Raw genomic sequence first — 23038 nt, forward strand, 5'->3', positions numbered from 1 at the left:
TTGTCATAAACGCTGCAAATACCGTTTAACGCGGGTGATTATAGGTAGTTGTGATGAATGAAGTTATGACTAAAAAGGCTTTTTAAAATATTTCTCTCACAAATTTGCGCAAAATGATGGGATAATTAATTCTGTTGCGCAAACAATGTACAAAAGGAATGGAAGCAAAATGGCAGGTATTATACTTCTCGCGGCCGGGCTGGGGAGCCGGTTTATCGCCGCAGGGGGCGAAGGTAACAAGCTGAATGCCACGCTGACGGAAACAGCAGAAAATGCTACCAGCATTTTTGACGTTACACTTGGACAGGCGCTGAAAAGCGGGCTGGCGGTACACGTTGTGACCCGCACGGGGAACATTCAGGTGCAAGTCAGTTGCCGCCGTGCAGGCGTGCCTTTTACGCTGACGGAAAGCGCGGGCACCGGCGGCTCCATTGCTGCCGGCGTACGCGATACACCGGAGTGGGACGGCTGGCTTGTCCATCTCGCCGATATGCCGTTCGTCACGCCGGACATTTTTGCTACCGTGGCCGATACCCTGCATCTCAAACCGGTGGTGCGCCCTTTTTGGCAGAACGAACCGGGGCATCCGGTCGGGTTTTCCCGCGAAATGGGCGACAAGCTGTTGCAACTTCATGGCGATCATGATGCCCACGAGCTCATTCGCAGCCATGACCTATTACGCATCGATTTCAATACTTCGAGCGTGATTACAGATATTGATTTGCCCGAAGACCTTTCCCATTCCCTGCTGGCCTTGAACGGAACTATCCATGCAGCATCTTGATACTCAGGTTATTTCTCAGGCGACTGAATGGCTTGCCGGTCAGCCGGTGTGGTTGTGTACGGTACTGACCACCTATGGTTCTTCCCCGCGCGCGCCGGGCGCACTGATGGTCGCCACGGCGGATGGCCGCTATTGCGGATCTCTGTCCGGCGGCTGTGTCGAAGAAGATTTTTTACAGCGGATAGCCGCCGGTGACTATCAGCAGTCCAGCCAGGTGGTGCGCTACGGCGACGGCGGTTTGACGCCGAACATCGCCCTGCCCTGTGGCGGGTCGCTGGATGTGCTGATCGAATATCTGCCCGCCACGCCGGGTAATTTGAAGTACCTGCAACGCATGGGCATGGCGCTGGCAGGGCATTACGCGCTGGATAAATCGCTTACCCTGCCCGCCGCCTGCGATCATCTGGCGCTGACGGAGTATCACAGCGCGACGCAGGTCATGCGTGACGGTGACGATGTGCGCTTACATCTGGCTGCGCCGCCGCGTTTGCTGATTGCCGGGCTGTCGAGCGTCGCGCTGTATTGCGCCGACTTTGCCTGTGCGCTCGGTTTTGAAGTGGTGGTATGCGAATGCCGCGAAGATGTGCTGGAAAACTTTCTCCCGTTACTGAAAGCGGAAATCCGGCTGGAGAAAGCGTTCCCTGCAAAGTATCTAGAACAAGAAAGTTGTCACGCCAATACCGCGATTGTGGCGCTGACACACGATCCGCGTATGGATGACCTGACACTGATGGAAGCGGTAAATACGCCTGCGTTTTACATCGGCGCGATGGGCTCACAGCGCAACAGCACACGACGCCGCGAACGTCTGCAAACCATCGCCGATTTCTCGGCCGACGATTTCGCCCGTCTTCATGCACCGATCGGGTTATCCATCGGCAGCAAAACGCCGGCGGAAATCGCACTGGCGGTGATGGCGGATATCGTCAACCACAAAAATGGTGGAAAGGCGCACCGAGTGGCGGCCTGACGTCAAATCCAAATGGCACCCACAAAAAAAGCCTGAGGTTCGCGCCTCAGGCTTTTTGGTTTGCGACTTACCGGTTGATTATGAACGGGTAAGCTGCAACTGACCGCTTTTATCCAGCGGGATTTGCGTGCCCGGATCGTGATCCATGCGCACTTTGCCCTGTTGGCCGCCGATTTTGTAGGTCACATCGTAACCCAGGTTTTTTTCCGACTTCTCATAGACAGTGCTGCAACGTTGCTGCTGTGTCGTGTAGGTGTCGCCTTCCTGCATGCTACTCTGTACACGGTTACCGGCATAACCACCGCCCAGTGCACCTGCAACCGTCGCAACATCACGGCCACGACCGCCACCAAATTGGTGGCCGAGTACGCCACCGGCAACAGCGCCCAAGACAGAACCGGCTATCTGATGCTCATCCTGAACGGGACGTCTATGGGTCACCGTCACGTTACGGCACTCCTGACGTGGCGTTTTAATGGTTTCTTTTATAGGCGTAGCACTGAGTACCTGTGCGTACTCTGGGCCTGAAGAAAAGACATTCATACTTGCTACTGCAGCAACGCCGAGCGCTGCTGCAACTCCGATACCGACACCCGCTAACATTGACTTGTTCACAGGACATCCTCCTGAAATGTTACCACGCATTCTGTGGCCTTTTTATACCGGGTTATCCTGCATGGGATACCACATCAGGCAACAGGTCCTCAAACGAAATAGCCGTATATTGAGGGATCGGCGTGCGTGAATCGCCGTCTGTAAACACGCTAAGTCTGCACATAATTTCACGTTCCCGCAATAAGATGCATGGCCGAAAAAAGCGTCTTTGACTGGTGAAATTAGCGATTTGGGAGGATTCTTAGCGAACGAAGTTGTTTATGCAAAATCTTATTCTGAATGTGTGTATTTTGTTGGCGGAATTATAAAGCCTGTCAATACAGGCTTTTGATAAAAATGGGTTCAACGAGAAAGAAAAGGAATCAATGCAGTTTAAGACGCGGGCGGATGACTTTGTTAATCCCACCAACCAGCATCATTAACCCGGTTTTAGTATAGCCGTGCAACGCAATCTGGTGCATGCGATATAGCGAGACATACACAATACGCGCGATGCGCCCTTCCACCATCATCGAGCCTTTCATTAGGTTTCCCATCAGGCTACCCACCGTACTGAAGCGAGACAGGGAAACCAGCGAACCGTGATCTTTATAAACGTACTCTTTCAGGCTCTGCCCATTGCGTTGCGCCATAATGTTGCCAAAACAGCGTGATGCCATCTGGTGGGCTGACTGCGCGCGCGGAGGCACGAAACCGCCGCTCTTCTGCGGACAGGAGGCACAATCGCCAATGGCAAAAATGTTCGGGTCGCGAGTGGTTTGCAGTGTCGGTTCAACCACCAGTTGATTGATCCGGTTGGTTTCCAGCCCTGCGATATCTTTCATAAAATCAGGTGCTTTTATCCCTGCAGCCCATACCATCAGGTCAGCTTCAATCACCTCACCTTCTTTGGTATTCAGACCCTTTTGATCTGCGCTGGTGACCATCGTATTCGTCAGCACACGCACACCAAGCTTGGTCAGTTCCTGATGCGCAGCACTGGAGATTCGCGGTGGCAATGCAGGAAGAATACGTTCACCGGCTTCGACCAGCGTGACGTTTAGTGCCTGGCTGTTGAGACCTTCAAAACCGTAGCTATGTAGCTGTTTTACCGCATTATGCAGCTCAGCAGAGAGCTCAACGCCGGTCGCACCGCCGCCTACAATCGCAATGTTCACTTTCTTTTGCTTGTCTGGGTTGGCGGAAAACTTCAGGAACAAATTAAGCATTTCGTTATGGAAACGATGCGCCTGATGTGGGTTGTCAAGGAAGATGCAATTCTCCTTCACGCCCGGTGTACCAAAATCATTTGACGCACTGCCGAGCGCAATGACCAACTGGTCATAGGCGATATCACGCGCCGGAACCAGCACCTCACCGTTTCTCTCATCGAGAATCTCTGCCAACTGAATGGTCTGCGTCTCACGATTAATGTTGACCAGTGAACCTATCTGGAAGATAAACCCATGGTTGCGGGCATGCGCCAGATAGCTCAGCGCATCCACACCGTCGTCCAGGCTGCCGGTGGCAACTTCATGCAATAGCGGTTTCCACAAGTGACTGTGATTGCGGTCCACCAGCACAATTTCAGCGCGTTTCTTGCGACCAAGTTTATGGCCCAGGCTGGTGGCAAGTTCCAGACCACCGGCACCGCCACCGATAATCACAATTTTCTTCATGGTTGTCGTCAACATAACCCCCTCAAATGTGAACCAATTGTTATCTAAGGGTGAAATTTATTATCCTTAGAATACATAAGGTTGGATTCAATCAAATCGATATCTTTCCCGAGAATAACATGCGTGGTGATTTGGTCATACCAAAATTGATATGCATCAATTTAATTCCATTCAGTCAAATTCACTTACTGATACGGCACGATTTTTGACCTTTTTAAATCAGACAGTTAAGAGGGAAATGAGAAAAAACGTCATCATCATAGAAAGTTAGCCTGAACAATTTGCAAAAAAAACGGCCACAGACGTTTGCCTGTGACCGTTCTGTCTCCCTCGCTGAAAGATCAGTCGAGATTTTTAAACGCTTTAATCCGTTGCAGATGCGTCGAAATATCTTTGAATTTGTGGCTCTGTTGGTCATCCCACACAATCGGATAAAACTGATGCAATGCATCAGCCGTTTTCTGGCTGTCGAGTACGCCATCTTCACGCGACAGCACCACCAGACAGCGAGCGCGGTTTTTCTCACGGAAATCACTGACGCACTTGGTGGCGATATCAATATATTCTTCAGGGCGGTCGATTTTGCCGGCCATGCTGGCCTGCGGGGCGAGGTTAGGGTTGAACATCACCTGACGTATACCGCACAGATAGCCTATGCGCTCAGCCCAGAAGCCCCCCAAACCCACGCCGCAAATTAATACGCTGTCATCACCAGATTGCTGAATCGCTTTATCGACTTCCTTGAGCAGATGCTGCATATCGTGGCGCGGGTGAAGCGTGCTGTAACTGATCAACCGTACGTCCGGATCAATAAATTGCAGTTGCAACACCTTTTCATGGTTACCGGGACTGGTTGAGTCAAAACCGTGCAAATAAATAATCATCGTTTTCCTGGTCCTGATTGTACGTTGAGAACATCAAGGTTAATGACGATGGGTTGCCACTTAGCCTGCCGACCTTTTGTGATCCTGCCAGCGGGCGTTCAGTGCAGATAACTCCCGGTTGGCAAGCTGCCAGCGGCTGGAATTCAACAAGTCCCGTCGCGCATCTTTACCCGTATATTTACCCCGATGGTACAACCCTGCAACGTTTTCTGCTTTGACCGGAGACAGGTTATCCAGCACGCTGACGGCCCCAGCGCGGTGGTTACAAATCAAAATCATATCGCAGCCGGCATCCAACGACGCCTGACCTCGCTCTGCATAGCTTCCCATGATCGCCGCACCTTCCATCGATAAGTCATCGGAGAAGATTACGCCCTTAAAGCCGAGCTCCTGACGCAAGATTTTTTGCAGCCAATATGGGGAGCCACTCGCGGGACGGGAGTCTGCTTGGGTGTAAATAACATGCGCCGGCATCACCGCATCGAGCAGTTTTTTGTCAATCAGTTGACGGAATATAGTCATGTCATGCTCGCGGATCACTTCCAGTGGACGCTCGTCACGCGGGGTCTCTTTATGCGAATCAGCCGTCACTGCACCGTGACCAGGAAAATGTTTGCCGGTGGTTTTCATCCCCGCCCCCTGCATGCCAAGAATGAACTGCTCAGCCATGCTAAAGGCTTTCTCCGGTTCAGCATGAAAAGAGCGTTCACCAATTGCAGCGCTGACATGGCCGATGTCGAGGACCGGCGCAAAGCTGATATCGATGTCCATGGCGATCATCTCTGACGCCATTAACCAACCAGCTTCCTTTGCCAGACGTAAACCCTCATGGCTTGCGTTAATCTCAGCAAAAGACTGAGCCGCGGGAATACCGGTAAAACCCTCACGGAAACGCTGTACGCGTCCCCCTTCCTGATCGACGGCCAACACCAGACGCTCGCGTGATGCTGCGCGAATCTGACGGATGAGCTCATGCAATTGGTCGACATCGTGGTAGTTACGGGTAAACAAGATCAGACCACCCACCAAGGGATGTTGCAAAATCTCGCGCTCTTCGGCATCCAGCTCATAGCTGGCAACGTCTAGCATTACTGGACCCACGTCAATGCTCTCCTTAATTCGTTTGGTTTTATTTGCTGGTGCGCACAGTGGCGAAAAGTCGCTCACGCAGTGGCTGCGCCCAGTCTAAATACGTTTTATCACCGGTTTGATTCCAACGGACTTCGAACCACATCAGCATCATGTAATCAACCCACGGCAACCAGCGGCAAATTTGACGCTGTAATCCGGTTATATCTCGGTAGCCACCGGCGGCACAATAGCCAGCAAGAAAGCGCTGCTGTTGCCCAACAAGCCAGCCATTGCCTCGAAACAGAGTGGCCAGTTCAAGTGCAATATCGCCATCAGCGGCGTATTCCCAGTCAATCAGCTGTAATCCCTGTTCTCCAATAATTAAGTTTCCGGGATGAACATCCATATGGATCACCGCCATTTTCAGCGGTACCGGCAGGGACTGACGCATGAAACGATGTTGCAGCCGCAGCCAGCCCGGAGACAATCGCCTGCGGTCAATCTGCTGCCAGTGCAGCGAAAACTGCTGTTTTAACTGTAATTGGCGACCATGGGGACCCGCCTGATGGAGCTGCACCAACCGTTCTGCCAACGGTACTATTTCAATCGGATACTCTTCGCAGGTTTGCCCTTCCAGCCATTCGACTACTAGCCAAGGTGGTGAATACAGCATGACGCGCGGTGCAATATTCAGATGGACAATGTGTTGTAAAATCGCTTTTTCACGCTGCCGCTCAACACCCAATGCCGTTCTGGCCGGAGATTGGATCCGCGCAAGCCAAGTGCGTGTACGGGTTTCAATCTTCCAACTTTCGCCGCTAAGTCCCGCGACCGGACTTAAACAAAAACCGGCGGAAAAGTCCGCCGGGAATTTTTGTGCAATAAGCTGTTCCAGTGCGGCCTTAATATTGAATGGCACCGTTGCCGGACCAGACAATTTCACCACTCGGCACAGTCATCATTTGCATCTTGAGCGTTGGCGATTTCACGTCACCGGTGACAGTGCTATAAAGCACGTACTGCGCGTTGACGTAGCGCGCAAGCCCGATAGCTTTACTGCGCGAACCCAGGCTATCATCCACAGATAAACCCAGGGCCTGCTTGGCAGTGGCCAGTTGAGAGGCCGGTACCACCTGGAACTTGTTATTGGTTGCCAGTGCATCATGCAGTGCAGCGGTGGCTTTGCTCACCTGCAGTGAACCGTTGGTGCTATTCTTCACGCTGTCGAGCAGCAGCACACTCCCCGCCTGTACACCATCAGCCTGCAGCATTTTCGCCACCAAGGGCTGAACGCTCGCACTCCAGTCGATAGTTTGTACTTTCGGCGGCTGAGGAACCGTTTCAACCACCGGCGGCTGCCCAGAGGTTTCCGGGGTTCCTGGCTCAACAGTGACTGGCGCAGTCGGTTGTTGCGATTCTGCAGGTTGCTCTTTGGTTGGCAAGGTACAACCGCCAAGGATTAGGGCGGCCATCGCAACCATGAGTAAATACTTTTTCATCAACCTTCTCCGTACACGAAATTAGAGATAAAGGTAAACACGCACACTGTACGCATCGAGATTGCCATTCAGGGAAGATATGTCGATATCAGTGTTAGCGGGAACGGTGATGGTCCTCGCTTCAGCAATTGGCAGTAAATCCAGTCCCTGCTTGTCATACCAGAAAAAACGATAATGCAGAGTTACTGAGTGAGGCTGGCTATTGCTCAACACGCTGGTAGCCTGTTTACGTCCTTTCACTTCTGAAATTGATGGTGCGCTGGGGATAATACCCGCCGTCAACACCGGCGATTCCATGATGACCGTTTGCTGGCTGTTCAGCGCAATACGTGGCGTACTACTGCTACAGCCCATCAACAGTATAACCGGTAACAATGCCAGCAAAAATCGCATGGTCTTTCCTTTTAGACGAGAAAGTCTTACTGACGTGAAAGCAGCGGACCCAACGCGCGGCCACCCACCAGATGCATATGGATGTGATAAACCTCCTGACCACCGTCGCGATTGCAATTCACTATCAGCCGATAGCCACTTTCGGCAATGCCTTCCTGTTCAGCGATTTTAGCCGCGACAGTCATCATTCGTCCCAATGTCGCTTCATGCTCCAGTGTCACATCATTCATGGTAGGAATGAGGATATTAGGAATGATCAAAATGTGGCTCGGCGCCTGAGGTGAAATATCGCGGAAAGCCGTGACCAGTTCATCCTGATAAACCACATCAGCGGGGATCTCACGGCGGATAATTTTGCTGAAAATCGTCTCTTCGGCCATCTTGACTCTCTCCTTTTAAAAATCTAAAGCGGTGTACGCAGTATGAGTGACAATTTCCATTCCTTTCAACCTGCTTTCGCATTTTAGGAATCAAATGGCGTAGAAACAGACATCCCCTAAATGACAGGCATACAAAAAGGAGGCCGAAGCCTCCTTTTTGGGACAGTTAACGGCTGATCTGAGGATCAGCTGTTACGCATATATTCATCCATATCCGTTTTCAGGTTATCAGACTTGGTACCAAAGATAGCCTGAACACCAGAACCTGCGACCACCACCCCTGCAGCACCGAGTTTCTTCAGGCCAGCCTGATCCACTTTAGTGATGTCAGCCACGCTGACACGCAGACGGGTGATACAGGCGTCAAGGTTGGTAATGTTGTCTTTGCCACCGAACGCTTGTACCAAAGAAGCCGACATTTCTGAACCGCCCTGCGCTGTTTGCTCGCTGGCATTGTCTTCACGACCCGGTGTTTTCAGATCGAGTTTGACAATCAGGAAACGGAAGATGCTGTAGTAAACGACCGCGTAAATCATACCAACAATCGGGAACAGCCAGATACGGCTACTATTACCGCTCAACACGATGAAATCGATCAAACCATGCGAGAAGCTGGTACCGTCGCGCATGCCCAACAGAATACAGATTGGGAATGCCAGACCGGCCAGAATAGCGTGGATCACATACAGGATCGGCGCCACGAACATGAAGGAAAATTCGATTGGCTCGGTGATACCTGTCAGGAACGATGTCAACGCAGCGGAGATCATGATACCGCCGACTTTGGCACGGTTTTCAGGTTTAGCTGAGTGCCAAATTGCGATTGCTGCTGCTGGCAGACCGTACATTTTGAACAGGAAGCCACCTGACAGTTTACCCGCAGTTGGGTCACCCGCCATATAACGTGGAATGTCACCGTGGAACACTTGACCTGCAGAGTTCACGTATTCGCCAATTTGCATCTGGAATGGAACGTTCCAGATATGGTGCAGACCAAAAGGTACCAGCGCGCGTTCAACCACGCCGTAGATACCAAATGCAACCACAGGGTTCTGATAAGCAGCCCATTGGGAGAAGGTCTGAATTGCACTACCAACCGGTGGCCAGATGAAAGAGAGAACCACACCCATGATGATCGCAGCCATACCAGAGATGATCGGTACGAAACGTTTGCCCGCAAAGAAGCCCAGATATTCTGGCAGCTTAATACGGTAGAAGCGGTTGAACATATAGGCAGCAATGGAACCTGCAATAATGCCACCCAGAACCCCCGTATCAGCGAGGTGTTTTGTAGCAATCTCTTCCACAGGTAAGTGCAGAACCAGTGGTGCGACTACCGACATGGTTTTCACCATGATGCCATACGCAACGACGGCAGCCAGTGCAGATACACCATCATTATTGGTGAAGCCAAGTGCTACACCAATGGCAAAAATCAAAGGCATATTGGCAAAGACTGAACCGCCAGCTTCCGCCATAACGTGGGAAACGATCAGTGGTAGCCAACTGAAGTTTGCAGAACCGACACCAAGCAGGATACCTGCGATTGGCAGTACGGATACTGGCAACATCAGCGATTTACCGACCTTTTGAAGGTTTGCAAACGCGTTCTTAAACATAATTAAGTGTGCTCCTGAGTAATGATATTTTGATACTTATCACGGCGCCCGCTTGATTAAGTCAGTGAACTACCGCGTTGCCAGGTCATAAAGACCTGTCATTCAGGGTGTCTGAGCACCCCTTTTGAATTTTTACGAAGGGTAAAATAATTCGCTTTGTTAATGTTTGATGGCAGTCACGTTTTTCTGAAAAACAGGGGTGAAACACTGCGTAAAGTTGCTCTATGTTAAGAGTTTTCGCTAAATCATCCGAATTATTCGCCAATAACGGGTGTGCACATTACCCGTTACGACGATTAATTACGAGTTGTAAAATAAACTCCATGGATGTATTGAGTTTATGACGATCTGAGAGGGAAGGTATCAAGGTGGAATAATCGTGAGAAGTTCGCGGTAGTGGCTTCAGCTAACTGTTCCAGACTTACCCCTTTCAGTACCGCCATGTACTCTGCAATATCGCGTACATAGGCGGGTTGGTTCTCTTTACCACGATGCGGAACCGGCGCCAGATAGGGTGAGTCAGTCTCAATCAGCAGACGATCCAACGGTACGTAGCGCGCGACTTCTCGCAGTTGTTCGGCATTGCGAAAAGTGACAATGCCGGAGAATGAGATATAAAAACCCAGATCCAGCAAGAATTCTGCTGTTGGTAAATCCTCGGTAAAACAGTGTAATACCCCGCCACATTCGCCAGCCTGTTCATCGTGCAAGATATCCAGCGTTTCCTGCCGCGCATCACGCGTATGCACAATCACCGGTTTGTTAAGCTCACGACCTACGCGAATGTGATGACGAAAGGACGCCTGTTGAAGTTTGAGCTGGTGATCTTCCTTCTGATAAAAGAAATCCAGACCCGTTTCGCCCATAGCCACAACTTTAGGATCCGCAGCCAGACGGCTCAATTCATCGAAGTCGTATCCCTCTTCAATATTTAAAGGATGTACTCCGCAGGAAAATGCGACTTCAGGACGGTCGCCAATTAGCTGGGTCATGGCGGTGTAACCCGGCAAGGTGGTCGCGACGGCCAGCATAAATTTCACATCACGTTCGCGGGCTTTTTCCAACACCGCATCCACGCCGCTGTGCAGCTCGTTGTAATCCAGACTATCGAGATGACAATGGGAGTCGACTAAAAACATAATATTTAACTCTTTAGGATAGTTTTGCAGGTCAGTACGCAGGTAAAAACCATGTACTGCTGGGGGATAATCGGAGCGGAACTAGCGCAGGGACAAATCCCATTCGAGCAGTTGCTCCGTCAGTATGAGTTCACGGTTCACGCCAATAATTGTTAACAGTTGCTGGCGGCAATGCATCCAGGCCTGAACACTTTTTTGTAGGGAATCATTGCTCTGTAACCCGGCAATTTGTGCGATTAACAGTTGTTGGTCGTGATTAATAATAAACTGTCCCGCATTTTGCTGCCATTTGATGGCATCCAGCAGTAAAGAACAAAGCCACTGCAGGCGAGCAGCCACATCGTCGTGGTTCAATTGCGCCAGCAAAGAGAGCATATCGCGCTGCTGACAGCTGTTCGACAACTGCTGACACAGGTCGGTGCGCTGTTTCCAGCGCTCAGGCTGCAACAGTTCAAGTGCAGCCAAAGGCGTCCCGTTGCTAAGACGCAATGCGGTTTTAATTGCCACAGGAGTAGCGCTAAGCTGGCGGCCAATCCACTGAGCGGCAGGCGCGTCATCCGGTATCGGCAGACGCCAGTAAAAACAGCGGCTACGCAATGTGGCAAGTAGCCCCGACGTTTCACGGCAACCAATCAGAAAGTAGGTTTTCGCGGGCGGCTCTTCCAGCGTTTTCAACAAGGCGTTAGCCGCAGCTTCTGTCAACAATTCTGCCTGAGGCAACCACACCACTTTTGCGCCACCCTGCTGAGAATAGTTGTAGAGTGTTTCAATCAGTTGACGGACAGGCTCAACACCGAGAGAGTTTTTCCCCTTTTCCGGGGACAAAACGTGCCAGTCTGGATGATTACCTGCAATCATCAACTGGCAACTGTGGCAATTACCGCAACTTTTTTCGCCAGCCTGATGGTGGCATAGTAACCAACGACTAAGACCATAAATCAGTGCCTCATCCCCCATACCATTGGCAGCATGCACCAATACTGCGTGATGCCCTCTGCCAGACTGATATTGTCCCACCAACTGACGATAGGGGCCGCTCAACCAGGGATACCAGGTCATTACTGACCACCTTCGAGCTGTCGTTGCGCTTCAAACCATTGCAACAGCGTCTGGTGAATCAACGTGGTCACCTTGTCGAGCGATTGCGAGGCATCAATGGTTTTGATGCGGCTGTCTTCGGCCACTAGGCTAAGATAGCGTTCTCGGGTACGTTCGAAAAAGGGCAGGGCTTCTTTTTCGATGCGATCCAATTCACCGCGTGCACTGGCACGTTGCAGACCCATTGCCGGTGGTAAGTCGAGATAGAGCGTCAAGTCCGGACGGAAGTCACCCAGTACAGTATCGCGCAAGGAGCGCATGAGGTCGGCATCGATACCGCGTCCTCCGCCCTGATAAGCCTGTGATGAAAGATCGTGACGATCCCCTACCACCCAGGCACCGCGTGCCAACGCAGGAAGAATAACGGTTTCAACCAGTTGGACCCGGGCCGCGTAGAGCATCAACACTTCGGCTTTGACGGTAGGTTTATCATCCCCCACCCCGCGCTTAAATAGGTCCCGGAGCTTTTCGGCCAATGGCGTACCGCCTGGCTCGCGGGTGAAGACAATATCCTCGATACCCAGGCTACGCAGTGTATTGACGACGACGTCGCGTGCGGTTGTTTTACCGGCTCCTTCCAGACCTTCAATAACGATAAACTTACTTTTCATGCTTATTCTTTAATGCCTCACGATACACACGCACCGCTTTATTGTGATTTTCGAGGTTAGTGGTAAAAGTATGCCCACCTTTTCCATCGGCCACAAAGTAAAGATAAGGCGTTTTTGCCGGATGCGCTGCGGCTTCAATCGACGCTTCGCTTGGCATGGCGATCGGTGAAGGTGGCAAACCAGAAATCACGTAGGTGTTATAAGGCGTCGGTGTTTCCAAATCTTTACGGGTGATATTGCCGTTGTAGCTGTCACCCATACCGTAAATGACGGTCGGATCTGTCTGCAACCGCATACCGATACGCAAGCGGTTGATAAAGACAGAGGCCACTTCCGGACGTTCTTCTTTAACAGCCGTCTCTTTTTCAACAATTGACGCCATCGTCAGCATGTCGGTGGGCGTTTTGTAGGGCAGAGACTTATCACGACCTTGCCAGATGGTATCAACGGTTTTTACCATACGCTGATGAGCTCGTTTGAGCAGGGAGAGATCCGTCATGCCAGCAGTATAGAGATAGGTATCCGGATACAGCCAGCCTTCAGCATTATTGGTATCATTTATGCCGATGGCCTTCGCGATCTCTTCCCCACTTTTCCCGGTCAACTCATGCTTCAGATACCCTGAATCTTGCAGTAGTTTCATCCAGTCGCTCAGTTTGAAACCTTCAATAAAACGAATACTGAACTGTGCCTCTTTGCCGCTTTTGAGCAACTCGAGCATCTGGCGTACAGTCATTCCTTTCTCGAAACGGTAAGTCCCGGCTTTGAACTCACTGAGTTGCGGCTCAATGCGCAACAGCCAGGAAAAGTAAGGATTTTCCTGCATCAGTTTATGCTTGACCAACAGAGTTTCCAGCACAACTCGTCCTGTACCAGCAGGCAGCGTAAAGATAGTTTCGCTGCTGACGTTAATCGGCTGGTCGGCAAAGCGCTGCACTTTGTGATAGAAAAAAGCAGCAGCACCGACGAGTAGAATCAGGATAAGGGCGGAAATCTTACGTTTTGTATTCTTCATAGACATTCACTTTTAACGCGCGGTTTCAGCAAACCGGATGTAAAAAATCGTACAACTGCGACGACGTAAAGTACCCGTTGTCTGCCTGTCGGACCGGCAGAACGGGCATAAGGGCATTACAAATAATCACCTCATCTGCTTCACGCAGAATTTCAGGTGTTTGTTGGACAATAGAAATCGTATAAATTCCCGATTGTTCAAGTAAAGAAATGATGTGGCTGCGCATTATTCCTGCAACGCCGGAGCCGGAAAGTTCGGGGGTAAAGACCTGATAGCCTTTACGCCAAAAAATATTCGCGGCACAGCATTCCACCAGTATCCCCGAAGTGTCAACTACCAGTGCCTCATGGGCGTCCGTCTGGTCGAGATGTAGTCGGATCATCACCTGTTCCAATCGGTTAAGATGCTTGATACCGGCGAACAACGTATTCTGGCTCAACGCCACCGGACTTAGCTTGAGCTTGACGCCCTCTTGCCGCCACTGATGATAGTGAGCCGGGTAGTCAGAAGAGGAAACAATACGTGTCGGTGTACTGCAACCCTGCGGGCTGTAACCGCGCCCTCCCACTCCCCGACTGATGATGGCCTTTACTACGCCTTCACCACGCAGATGAGCAGCATGGGTTATTTCCGCGCTCAGAGCCGTCCAGTCAACCCCTTCAATCATCAATCGTTGAGTAGCCTTTTTTAGCCTCTCAATATGGGCGGAAAAATACTGAATTTCACCGTCGATGACCCGTGCGGTAGTAAAGCTCCCGTCACCAAATTGTGCCGCACGGTCGCTGGCTGCCAACAAGCTAGCCGGGGTGCCATTAATCCACATTACCACGCTCCCGTATCCGATTTATGCTATGACAAACAGAGAGCCTGATGCATTTTATGCTCTGTATCAAGTAATGCATTTCAACATGTTGATAGGAATATCAGACAGCAAAAAGGCCCGTAAACGGACCTTTTAAGAAAATAGACACCGCACGATGACTCGCTAGATTTTACGGAAAACCAGGGAACCATTGGTACCGCCAAAGCCAAACGAGTTACACAGCGTGTACTCCATATTGGTGACCTGCCGAGCTTCGTGTGCAACGAAATCCAGATCGCAATCCTCATCGGGATTGTCAAGATTGATGGTGGGTGGGACAGCCTGATCGCGAAGCGCCAGCAAAGTAAAGATTGATTCAACCGCACCAGCAGCACCTAACAAATGACCGGTCATGGACTTAGTCGAGCTGACCAGTACACGTTTTGCATCAAGGCCAAATACTGATTTGACAGCCTGAGTTTCGGCTTTATCACCAGCCGCCGTTGACGTGCCATGCGCATTAATGTAGCCAATTTTTGATGCCAGAATACCCGCATCACGCAACGCGTTTTCCATCGCCAGAGCTGCACCAGCGCCATCTTCTGGAGGTGAGGTCATGTGATAGGCATCGCTGCTCATACCAAATCCGACGATTTCGGCGTAAATTTTCGCGCCGCGTTTTTTCGCATGCTCGTACTCTTCCAGAATCATGATGCCTGCGCCGTCTCCCAGCACAAAACCATCACGATCTTTATCCCAAGGGCGGCTTGCAGCCTGAGGGTTGTCATTTCGGGTAGAGAGCGCGCGCGCTGCGCCAAAACCACCTACACCCAAAGGGGTGCTAGCCTTTTCTGCCCCACCAGCCAGCATGACATCTGCGTCATCATAAGCAATGATACGCGCCGCATGGCCAATATTGTGGACACCAGAAGTACAAGCGGTGGCAATTGAAATGCTCGGACCACGTAAACCAAACATGATACTTAGATGACCGGCAATCATGTTGACAATAGTGGAAGGAACGAAGAATGGGCTGATCTTGCGTGGCCCGCCGTTAACCAAAGAGGTATGGTTTTCTTCGATCAAACCAAGCCCACCAATACCGGAACCAATTGCAGCACCAATACGTGGCGCGTTCTCGGCTGTCACTTCAAGCCCAGAGTCTTGCATGGCCTGAATACCGGCGGCAATACCATACTGAATGAAGGCATCCATCTTGCGTGCATCTTTACGCGCAATGTACTCTTCACAATTAAAATCTTTTACTAAGCCAGCAAACCGTGTTGCATAGGCGCTAGTATCAAAATGATCGATTAGGCTAATGCCACTCTGACCGGCAAGAAGAGCACTCCAAGTTGACTCTACAGTATTGCCGACAGGAGACAGCATGCCAAGTCCAGTCACTACAACTCGACGCTTAGACACGTTGTGTACTCCAGGGAGGGAGAAAAGTGAGACGGTGGACAGAAAAAACTTAGGCGGTCGAGTGACCGCCTAATTATCTAAACTAAATGCAGATTAGCTTATGCCTGGCTAGCGTTGATAAAATCAATAGCTGCCTGAACAGTAGTGATTTTTTCAGCTTCTTCGTCAGGGATCTCGGTATCAAACTCTTCTTCCAGAGCCATAACCAGCTCAACGGTGTCGAGAGAATCAGCGCCAAGGTCGTCTACGAAAGACGCAGCATTAACTACTTCTTCCTGTTTAACACCCAGCTGTTCAACAATGATTTTCTTAACGCGTTCTTCGATAGTGCTCATACTCTTAAATTTCCTATCAAAACTCGCTTTCGCGATGGTTTTCGTAGTGTATAAAATGTTGGAAAAGATGCAACTAAATCCCGGCTGGTCAAACCACGAATTTGCTCTATTTTGCGGTTTTTACCGCAAATAACGCAAATAGTTTCGTAATTTTTAAATCATATACATGCCGCCATTGACATGTAATGTTTCGCCAGTGATATAGCTGGCCTCGTCAGAGGCTAAAAAAGCAACTGCGCTGGCAATCTCTTTTGCATCACCCAACCGGTTGGCTGGAACTGATGACAAAATGCCTGCGCGTTGGTCATCTGTCAACGCCCTTGTCATGTCCGTCTCGATAAAGCCGGGAGAAACGACGTTGACAGTAATGCCACGTGAAGCAATTTCACGCGCCAAAGACTTGCTAAAACCAATCAAACCAGCTTTAGCCGCCGCGTAGTTCGCCTGCCCTGCGTTACCCATAGTTCCAACAACAGAACCGATAGTAATGATCCGGCCAAACCGCTTTTTCATCATAGCCCGCATTACTGCTTTTGACAGCCGAAACACAGAAGTCAAATTCGTATCCAGGATATCCTGCCACTCGTCATCCTTCATACGCATGAGAAGGTTATCACGTGTGATGCCGGCATTATTAACTAAAATGTCAATTTCGCCAAATTCAGCTCGAATCGTAGCCAATACCTGTTCAATCGATGCAGAATCAACCACATTTAGAGCGATACCTTTACCGTTTTCGCCTAAATACTCGCTGATTGCTTCTGCGCCTTTCTCGCTGGTCGCAGTACCGATCACTGTTGCACCACCAGCGACTAATTTCTCTGCGATAGCACGGCCAATACCACGGCTTGCGCCAGTGACCAGGGCAATTTTACCTTCGAAGCTCATTATGTACCTCTTTTTATTGTCCAAGCGCCGCTGAGAGGCTAGCAGAGTCGTTCACTGCCGCTGCGGTCAGGGTGTCAACAATACGTTTGGTCAGGCCTGTTAATACCTTACCCGGACCAATCTCGACTAAATGCTCAACGCCCTGGGCCGCCATGAACTCTACTGACTCAGTCCAGCGAACGGGGTTGTACAATTGGCGAACCAATGCGCTGCGAATGGCTAGCGGAGACGTTTCCACTTTTACATCCACGTTATTCACGACCGGATATTGGGGTGCATTGAAAGTAACATTCTCGAGTGCTACGGCCATTTTATCAGCAGCTGGCTTCATCAAAGCACAGTGAGACGGCACGCTGACAGGCAGAGGCAATGCACGCTTCGCACCAGCGGCTTTACAAGCAGCACCAGCACGTTCAACCGCTTCTTTGTTCCCTGCGATGACCACCTGACCGGGCGAGTTAAAGTTCACAGGAGAAACAACCTGACCCTGCGCAGACTCTTCACACGCCTTAGCGATGGCAGCGTTATCGAGACCGATAATCGCCGACATTGCGCCAGTACCCTCGGGCACGGCTTCCTGCATCAGCTTGCCTCGTAACTCAACCAGCGAGATGGCCTGTTTGAAATCCAGCACGCCAGCACACACTAAAGCAGAGTACTCACCTAAGCTATGGCCTGCCATAAACACTGGCTCAGCACCTTTCTGCTGTTGCCATACACGCCACATAGCCACTGATGCGGCCAGTAAAGCAGGCTGCGTTTGCCAGGTTTTATTCAACTCTTCAGCCGGCCCCTCTTGTACCAGCTGCCATAAATCATAACCCAGTGTCGCGGAAGCCTCAGCAAAGGTTTCTTTCACAATCGGGTAGGTTGCGGCCAAATCAGCCAGCATTCCAAGAGCCTGAGAACCCTGGCCTGGAAAAACAACTGCTATTTTTGTCATTTTCATCACCCTGTTAAATCAAAAACGTACCAGCGCCGAGCCCCAGGTAAAGCCACCGCCAAATGCTTCGAGCAATACCAATTGCCCACGCTGAATTCGCCCGTCACGTACTGCTTCGTCAAAGGCTGCAGGCACAGATGCAGCAGACGTGTTGCCATGACGATCGAGCGTAATAACCACTTTATCCATCCCCATGCCCAGTTTTTTAGCTGTGGCATTGATGATACGCAGGTTCGCCTGATGCGGAACCAACCAATCGAGTTCGGAGCGATCAATGTTATTTGCTTTCAGCGTTTCATCAACAATGTGCGCAAGTTCAGTCACCGCAACTTTGAAAACTTCGCTACCCGCCATCGTCACATAAGTAGGTTTTTCCGGCTCAGCCTGACTTGGATACGGTAACGTCAACAAGTTGCCATAATGGCCGTCAGCGTGCATGTGCGTGGAAATAATGCCGGGTTCTTCAGATGCACCAAGTAATGCGGCACCTGCGCCATCACCAAACAAAATCACCGTGCCACGATCTTGAGGATCGAGTTTGCGCGACAAGACATCGGAACCGATCACCAGCGCATATTTCACTGCGCCGTTTTTGATATATTGATCGGCTACGCTCAACGCATAGGTAAACCCTGCGCACGCCGCAGCCAAATCGAATGCCGCACAATCTTTAAGACCCAGCATATTCTGCACTTGGCATGCAGAACTAGGGAATGCATGGGAAGATGAGGTTGTCGCAACAATAATTAAACCCACGTCGCTTGCGCTGACACCAGCCATTTCAAGTGCTTTTTCTGCCGCATGCAGGCCCATTGTGGCCACAGTCTCATCCGGCGCAGCAATGCGACGCTCACGGATACCAGTCCGGGTGACAATCCATTCGTCGGAGGTATCAACCATTTTTTCTAAGTCGGCATTAGTCCGAACTTGCACGGGCAAATAGCTCCCCGTACCGAGAATTTTTGTATACATGTACGATCAGTCACTCTTGGGTAATACAGCCTTAAGGCGCGCGGCTATCCGTTTAGGAACTTGCCGCTGCACCGCCTGCACAGCCTGTTCGATAGCAACAGCAAACGCGCGCTGGTTTGCTCCGCCGTGGCTTTTAATAACGATGCCCCGTAATCCTAACAAACATGCGCCATTGTACTGGTCTGGATTTAGATGGCTGAAGCGCTTTGCTAACTTCTTCTGCAAAATACGACCTAACCATTTCAGCCACCAAGCCTGCTTGCCACTCTCTCCAGAAGATTTTAACAGTGACAAAAACATCCTTATTACACCTTCCATGGTTTTGAGCGTGACATTACCTACAAAACCATCACACACCATGACATCCGTCTTACCGGTTAACAGGTCATTGCCTTCAAGATAACCGATATAGTTGATTGCATGTGTATTTTTTAGAATGGCTGCCGCACCCCGGATGTTATCCAACCCTTTAGACTCTTCCTCACCAATATTCAGTAAGGCTACCCGTGGATTTGAAATACCAATGACTTCTTCAGCCATTACTGAGCCCATCACGGCAAACTGGACCAGCATTGTGCTGTCACACTCAACATTCGCCCCGAGGTCAAGAATCACCGTTTTAGTGCGCTGCTGATTCGGTAAAACCGTCATCAACGCCGGGCGTTCTATACCTTCAAGAGGTTTTACTATCATTTTCGCCAAACCCATCAACGCACCAGTATTACCGGCGCTGACGCAGGCCTCGGCGTCTCCACTTTTGATAAGCTCCAACGCGACACGCATTGAACTGCCCTTACTGGCACGGATAGCTTGAGATGCACGAGCGTCACCAGCTATAACTGATTCAGCAGGAATAATCCGAATTCTTTCCATTTGGGAAGCATCGGCTTTATCGAGAAGAAATGGTGTGATTGCGTCGGGATCGCCAACTAAAAGAAGATTGAGTTCAGAATTAGAGATCAGTGCCTGCAATGAAGCAGGCACTGTGACGGAAGGACCGAAGTCCCCGCCCATTACATCTAACGCAAGGGTTAGACGAGTCAAGGAATCGCCTTGCTAGTACTTATCACGAGGGTTTCTCCGCAAATAAGTAGTCAGCAAATCTTAGCCGATTACCTTGCGACCGCGGTAGAAACCGTCGGCAGTGATATGGTGACGCAGGTGAGTTTCACCAGAAGTTTTGTCCACAGACAGAGTGGCGGTGGTCAGGGCATCGTGAGAGCGACGCATGCCACGTTTAGAACGGGTTGGTTTATTTTGTTGTACGGCCATGGACCTTACTCCTTAAGTACTTTTCTTTAAACTCGCTAATACGGCAAATGGATTTGGTTTCTCCACCTCTGCAGGCAGTTTACCAAACACCATGTCCGCGTCGGACACTTCACAGTGTTCAGATTCATGTACCGGAACGACAGGTAATGAAAGAATGATTTCATCTTCAATCATCGCCAGCAGATCGACTTCGCCAAACTCGTCGACTTCAATCGGCTCGTACGCTTCCGGTAATGCCTCAGCCTGTTCATCATTGCGAACAGGACTAAAACAATACGTTGCGTGAACCTGATGTTCAAACGTCTTACCACATCTCTGACATTCCAGAGTAACGGTCAAATCAGACTGGCCATTAATAACAGCCAGACGCAGATTGTCGATATCAAACGACAAAGAGGTTTGTACATCAGAATCAACACTAACTACTGATGCAGCTACTCGTGTCACCTGACTAGCAGTGTAGATACCAGAGTAATCTAAACGCTTCTGGGCTGTACGAATCGCATCAACAGCTAAGGGTAATTTTACTTTTTGCATAGGGCGCGCATATTAACTTTGTAACGACATAGAGTCAAAGAAAAAGGCCTAAAAAACGCACCTTTCACCAATATTCGCTTCCGCAGCGGCATACAGTTTAAAATGTGTGATTCAAGAACGCTATGCTTTGTGGAAAAAATTATGGAACGCTCCCCTAAAAAGCTTTTACTGGCCTCCACATCCTCCTATAGGCGCGCCCTACTGGAAAAAACGATGATCCGCTTTACATGCGCCGCCCCAGACATTGACGAGTCAGTGCTACCGGGGGAAAGCCCTGAGTTGTTGGTGCAAAGATTAGCGCAAGCCAAAGCCCGTGCATTGGTCGTTTCATATGCTGGCCACTTTATTATCGGCTCGGATCAAGTCTGCGTTATCAACGGGCAGATAACCGGAAAGCCACATACCTTCGATAACGCATTTAAGCAATTAAGCGCTGCCAGCGGGCAGACAGTGACTTTTTATACCGGTTTATCATTGGTTGACAGTGATACTGGAGAGGCTCTGACACTCTGTGAAACCTATGAGGTGACTTTCCGTCACCTCGCAGATGAAGAGATTCGGGGTTATTTACAGGCAGAAAAACCTTTCGATTGCGCCGGAAGTTTTAAATGTGAAGGTTTGGGTATCACCCTTTTTGAGCGCCTCAACGGAAGAGATCCCAATACGCTCATTGGTCTGCCAATAATCGCGTTGCTCGAATTATTACGAGCGAAAGGGATCAACCCATTGCTCGGCTGATTGGCATCTCAAAGAAATGAATTAAGCGCCTTTTCAGCGCTTGTTCATAAAATGTTAAAATATTCAGGATGTTACGGATTTCAGTCGAAGTTTTTTCAAACAATTTCGCAGTTTCAGGTCAAGCGGCGCTTCAATACGCATGGTTTCGCCTGTTCCTGGATGTTCAAAACGCAGGGCTGCTGCATGTAAAAATAAGCGATTCAACCCAGTGCCAGCGAGCTGCCCGTCAAATTCGCGGTCACCATAGCGGTCATCGAAAGCAATGGGATGTCCTGCATGTTGCGCATGGACACGAATCTGATGTGTTCTTCCTGTTACAGGGCTAGCTTTAACCAACGTAGCGAACGCATAACGTTCTTCAATTTTGAAGCGAGTTTCGGAAGGTTTACCCTGTGCATTCACACGCACAATACGTTCACCACTTTGCAAAATATTCTTTAGCAAAGGAGCTTGCACAACTTTGCAATGTGGCTGCCATTCACCACGAACCAAAGCCAGATAATCTTTCTGCATGCCTTTCATACGTAGCTGCTCATGCAGTGAACGCAATGCCGAACGCTTTTTAGCAACCAGCAATACGCCGGAAGTATCACGGTCGAGACGATGCACGAGTTCGAGGAAACGAGCATCAGGACGCAATGCACGTAACCCTTCAATCACACCAAAACTCAGCCCACTTCCTCCATGCACCGCAGTACCGGAGGGTTTATTCAGGATCAGTAAATGGTCGTCTTCATATAAAATGCAGTCGTTCAATGCCGCGACCTTGTCCAACTTGGCAGAGACGGGTATTTCATCGCGCTCGGCAACGCGCACAGGCGGAACACGCACTATATCGTCGGCCAGTAATTTATATTCTGGCTTAATACGTTTCTTATTAACCCGAACTTCGCCCTTGCGCACAATTCGATAAATCATGCTTTTCGGCACGCCTTTAAGGATTTTGAGCAAAAAGTTATCGATCCGTTGCCCGGCTTCGTCTTCGGAGATGGAGATTAGTTGTACAGATGGATTCTCAGTTTTCATGGCTCGCGATTCTAAATATCCGGCACGTTCCGCGCCACAGGTTTTTTATGTGCGTAACGTATAGCTTACCAGTAAGCGACAATGAAAACCCGACGGACTGCATGCGGTGAGTGGTAAATCAGTGCTGCACATCTCGCATAAGTATAAGAATCTTTACTGCAAGCGGTAAAGTCACCTTGCTATCACAGGGCCTGCAATGGAATAATGACGTTACTTTCCGCGTTGTTTCTCTTAAGTTAGGGAAAACGCAGGAATTATATATTTGCCTGATCACATAAAAACGCAGCAATGGCGTAAGACGTGATGTGAAATCAAGCAATTAGCGGGCTGCGGGTTGCAGCTTGGCCGGCAAATGGAATGAGAT

The 23038-nt window shown here is 50.1% G+C and carries 26 protein-coding genes; 3 read left to right on the plus strand and 23 right to left on the minus strand.

Annotation, left to right across the window (positions count from 1 at the left end):
• The first annotated feature begins 169 nt into the window (after positions 1-169).
• Positions 170-784, plus strand: coding sequence for a nucleotidyltransferase family protein (locus tag IEV89_RS07810; RefSeq protein WP_188472181.1), 615 nt, complete (start codon positions 170-172; stop codon positions 782-784).
• Entirely contained in the window at positions 771-1754 is a 984-nt protein-coding gene (locus tag IEV89_RS07815; RefSeq protein WP_188472183.1) for an XdhC family protein, read from the plus strand. The genes IEV89_RS07810 and IEV89_RS07815 overlap by 14 nt, the downstream gene beginning before the upstream one ends.
• 78 nt (positions 1755-1832) lie before the next feature.
• Here the strand turns inward: IEV89_RS07815 and IEV89_RS07820 are convergent, their stop codons facing one another.
• The 22 genes from IEV89_RS07820 to yceD form a co-directional block, all read right to left on the minus strand.
• Entirely contained in the window at positions 1833-2369 is a 537-nt protein-coding gene (locus tag IEV89_RS07820; RefSeq protein ID WP_188472185.1) for a glycine zipper 2TM domain-containing protein, read from the minus strand.
• A 362-nt stretch (positions 2370-2731) separates the two neighbouring features.
• Positions 2732-4039: an NAD(P)/FAD-dependent oxidoreductase gene (locus tag IEV89_RS07825; RefSeq protein WP_188472436.1), complete on the minus strand. Its 1308-nt coding sequence runs from the start codon at positions 4037-4039 to the stop codon at positions 2732-2734.
• A 329-nt stretch (positions 4040-4368) separates the two neighbouring features.
• Complete coding sequence (gene ycfP, locus IEV89_RS07830; RefSeq protein ID WP_188472187.1) at positions 4369-4911, minus strand: alpha/beta hydrolase YcfP; 543 nt, start codon at positions 4909-4911, stop codon at positions 4369-4371.
• Positions 4912-4971: 60 nt separating this feature from the next.
• Positions 4972-6012 carry a beta-N-acetylhexosaminidase gene (gene nagZ, locus IEV89_RS07835; protein WP_229746408.1) on the minus strand — a complete coding sequence of 347 codons (1041 nt, stop codon included), beginning with the start codon at positions 6010-6012 and terminating at the stop codon, positions 4972-4974.
• 28 nt (positions 6013-6040) lie between these two features.
• The gene (locus tag IEV89_RS07840; protein ID WP_188472441.1) at positions 6041-6901 is read right to left on the minus strand and encodes a phosphotransferase; all 861 of its coding nucleotides are present in this window, start codon (positions 6899-6901) and stop codon (positions 6041-6043) included.
• Positions 6885-7481 (minus strand): penicillin-binding protein activator LpoB, encoded by a 597-nt coding sequence (gene lpoB / locus IEV89_RS07845; RefSeq protein WP_188472189.1) that lies wholly within the window; start codon positions 7479-7481, stop codon positions 6885-6887. The genes IEV89_RS07840 and lpoB overlap by 17 nt, the downstream gene beginning before the upstream one ends.
• 21 nt (positions 7482-7502) lie before the next feature.
• Positions 7503-7874 carry a YcfL family putative periplasmic lipoprotein gene (locus IEV89_RS07850; RefSeq protein ID WP_188472191.1) on the minus strand — a complete coding sequence of 124 codons (372 nt, stop codon included), beginning with the start codon at positions 7872-7874 and terminating at the stop codon, positions 7503-7505.
• A 26-nt stretch (positions 7875-7900) separates the two neighbouring features.
• On the minus strand, positions 7901-8254 hold the full coding sequence (gene hinT / locus IEV89_RS07855; RefSeq protein ID WP_188472193.1) for a purine nucleoside phosphoramidase: 354 nt from the start codon (positions 8252-8254) through the stop codon (positions 7901-7903).
• Between the two features lie 185 nt (positions 8255-8439).
• Entirely contained in the window at positions 8440-9873 is a 1434-nt protein-coding gene (ptsG, locus tag IEV89_RS07860; protein WP_188472195.1) for a PTS glucose transporter subunit IIBC, read from the minus strand.
• Positions 9874-10211: 338 nt separating this feature from the next.
• The gene (locus tag IEV89_RS07865) at positions 10212-11012 is read right to left on the minus strand and encodes a metal-dependent hydrolase (protein ID WP_188472197.1); all 801 of its coding nucleotides are present in this window, start codon (positions 11010-11012) and stop codon (positions 10212-10214) included.
• 81 nt (positions 11013-11093) lie between these two features.
• Positions 11094-12071 carry a DNA polymerase III subunit delta' gene (holB, locus tag IEV89_RS07870; protein ID WP_188472199.1) on the minus strand — a complete coding sequence of 326 codons (978 nt, stop codon included), beginning with the start codon at positions 12069-12071 and terminating at the stop codon, positions 11094-11096.
• On the minus strand, positions 12071-12721 hold the full coding sequence (gene tmk / locus IEV89_RS07875) for a dTMP kinase (RefSeq protein ID WP_188472202.1): 651 nt from the start codon (positions 12719-12721) through the stop codon (positions 12071-12073). Before tmk ends, holB begins: the two co-directional genes overlap by 1 nt.
• A complete protein-coding gene (gene mltG / locus IEV89_RS07880; protein WP_188472204.1) occupies positions 12711-13736 on the minus strand; it encodes an endolytic transglycosylase MltG in 1026 nt (341 codons plus the stop codon). The genes tmk and mltG overlap by 11 nt, the downstream gene beginning before the upstream one ends.
• A 25-nt stretch (positions 13737-13761) precedes the next feature.
• On the minus strand, positions 13762-14559 hold the full coding sequence (gene pabC, locus IEV89_RS07885; protein WP_188472206.1) for an aminodeoxychorismate lyase: 798 nt from the start codon (positions 14557-14559) through the stop codon (positions 13762-13764).
• A gap of 162 nt (positions 14560-14721) precedes the next feature.
• Positions 14722-15963 carry a beta-ketoacyl-ACP synthase II gene (fabF, locus tag IEV89_RS07890; protein ID WP_188472208.1) on the minus strand — a complete coding sequence of 414 codons (1242 nt, stop codon included), beginning with the start codon at positions 15961-15963 and terminating at the stop codon, positions 14722-14724.
• A 98-nt stretch (positions 15964-16061) separates the two neighbouring features.
• The gene (gene acpP, locus IEV89_RS07895) at positions 16062-16298 is read right to left on the minus strand and encodes an acyl carrier protein (protein WP_188472210.1); all 237 of its coding nucleotides are present in this window, start codon (positions 16296-16298) and stop codon (positions 16062-16064) included.
• 153 nt (positions 16299-16451) lie between these two features.
• Positions 16452-17186: a 3-oxoacyl-ACP reductase FabG gene (gene fabG, locus IEV89_RS07900; RefSeq protein WP_188472212.1), complete on the minus strand. Its 735-nt coding sequence runs from the start codon at positions 17184-17186 to the stop codon at positions 16452-16454.
• Between the two features lie 13 nt (positions 17187-17199).
• Positions 17200-18129 carry an ACP S-malonyltransferase gene (gene fabD / locus IEV89_RS07905; RefSeq protein WP_188472214.1) on the minus strand — a complete coding sequence of 310 codons (930 nt, stop codon included), beginning with the start codon at positions 18127-18129 and terminating at the stop codon, positions 17200-17202.
• An 18-nt stretch (positions 18130-18147) separates the two neighbouring features.
• Positions 18148-19101, minus strand: coding sequence for a beta-ketoacyl-ACP synthase III (locus IEV89_RS07910; RefSeq protein WP_188472216.1), 954 nt, complete (start codon positions 19099-19101; stop codon positions 18148-18150).
• 6 nt (positions 19102-19107) lie between these two features.
• Positions 19108-20145 (minus strand): phosphate acyltransferase PlsX, encoded by a 1038-nt coding sequence (gene plsX, locus IEV89_RS07915; protein WP_188472218.1) that lies wholly within the window; start codon positions 20143-20145, stop codon positions 19108-19110.
• Between the two features lie 60 nt (positions 20146-20205).
• Entirely contained in the window at positions 20206-20373 is a 168-nt protein-coding gene (gene rpmF / locus IEV89_RS07920; protein WP_002210931.1) for a 50S ribosomal protein L32, read from the minus strand.
• Between the two features lie 12 nt (positions 20374-20385).
• Positions 20386-20910, minus strand: a complete 525-nt coding sequence (gene yceD / locus IEV89_RS07925) for a 23S rRNA accumulation protein YceD (RefSeq protein ID WP_188472221.1) — start codon at positions 20908-20910, stop codon at positions 20386-20388.
• 141 nt (positions 20911-21051) lie between these two features.
• Between yceD and IEV89_RS07930 the strand changes: the two genes are divergently transcribed.
• Positions 21052-21648: a Maf family protein gene (locus IEV89_RS07930; protein WP_188472223.1), complete on the plus strand. Its 597-nt coding sequence runs from the start codon at positions 21052-21054 to the stop codon at positions 21646-21648.
• Positions 21649-21711: 63 nt separating this feature from the next.
• Here IEV89_RS07930 and rluC read toward each other — a convergent pair whose 3' ends face one another.
• Positions 21712-22674: a 23S rRNA pseudouridine(955/2504/2580) synthase RluC gene (gene rluC, locus IEV89_RS07935; RefSeq protein WP_188472225.1), complete on the minus strand. Its 963-nt coding sequence runs from the start codon at positions 22672-22674 to the stop codon at positions 21712-21714.
• Between the last annotated feature and the right edge of the window lie 364 nt (positions 22675-23038).

It is taken from the genome of Hafnia psychrotolerans (genome assembly GCF_014639435.1).
GTDB lineage: Bacteria > Pseudomonadota > Gammaproteobacteria > Enterobacterales > Enterobacteriaceae > Ewingella > Ewingella psychrotolerans.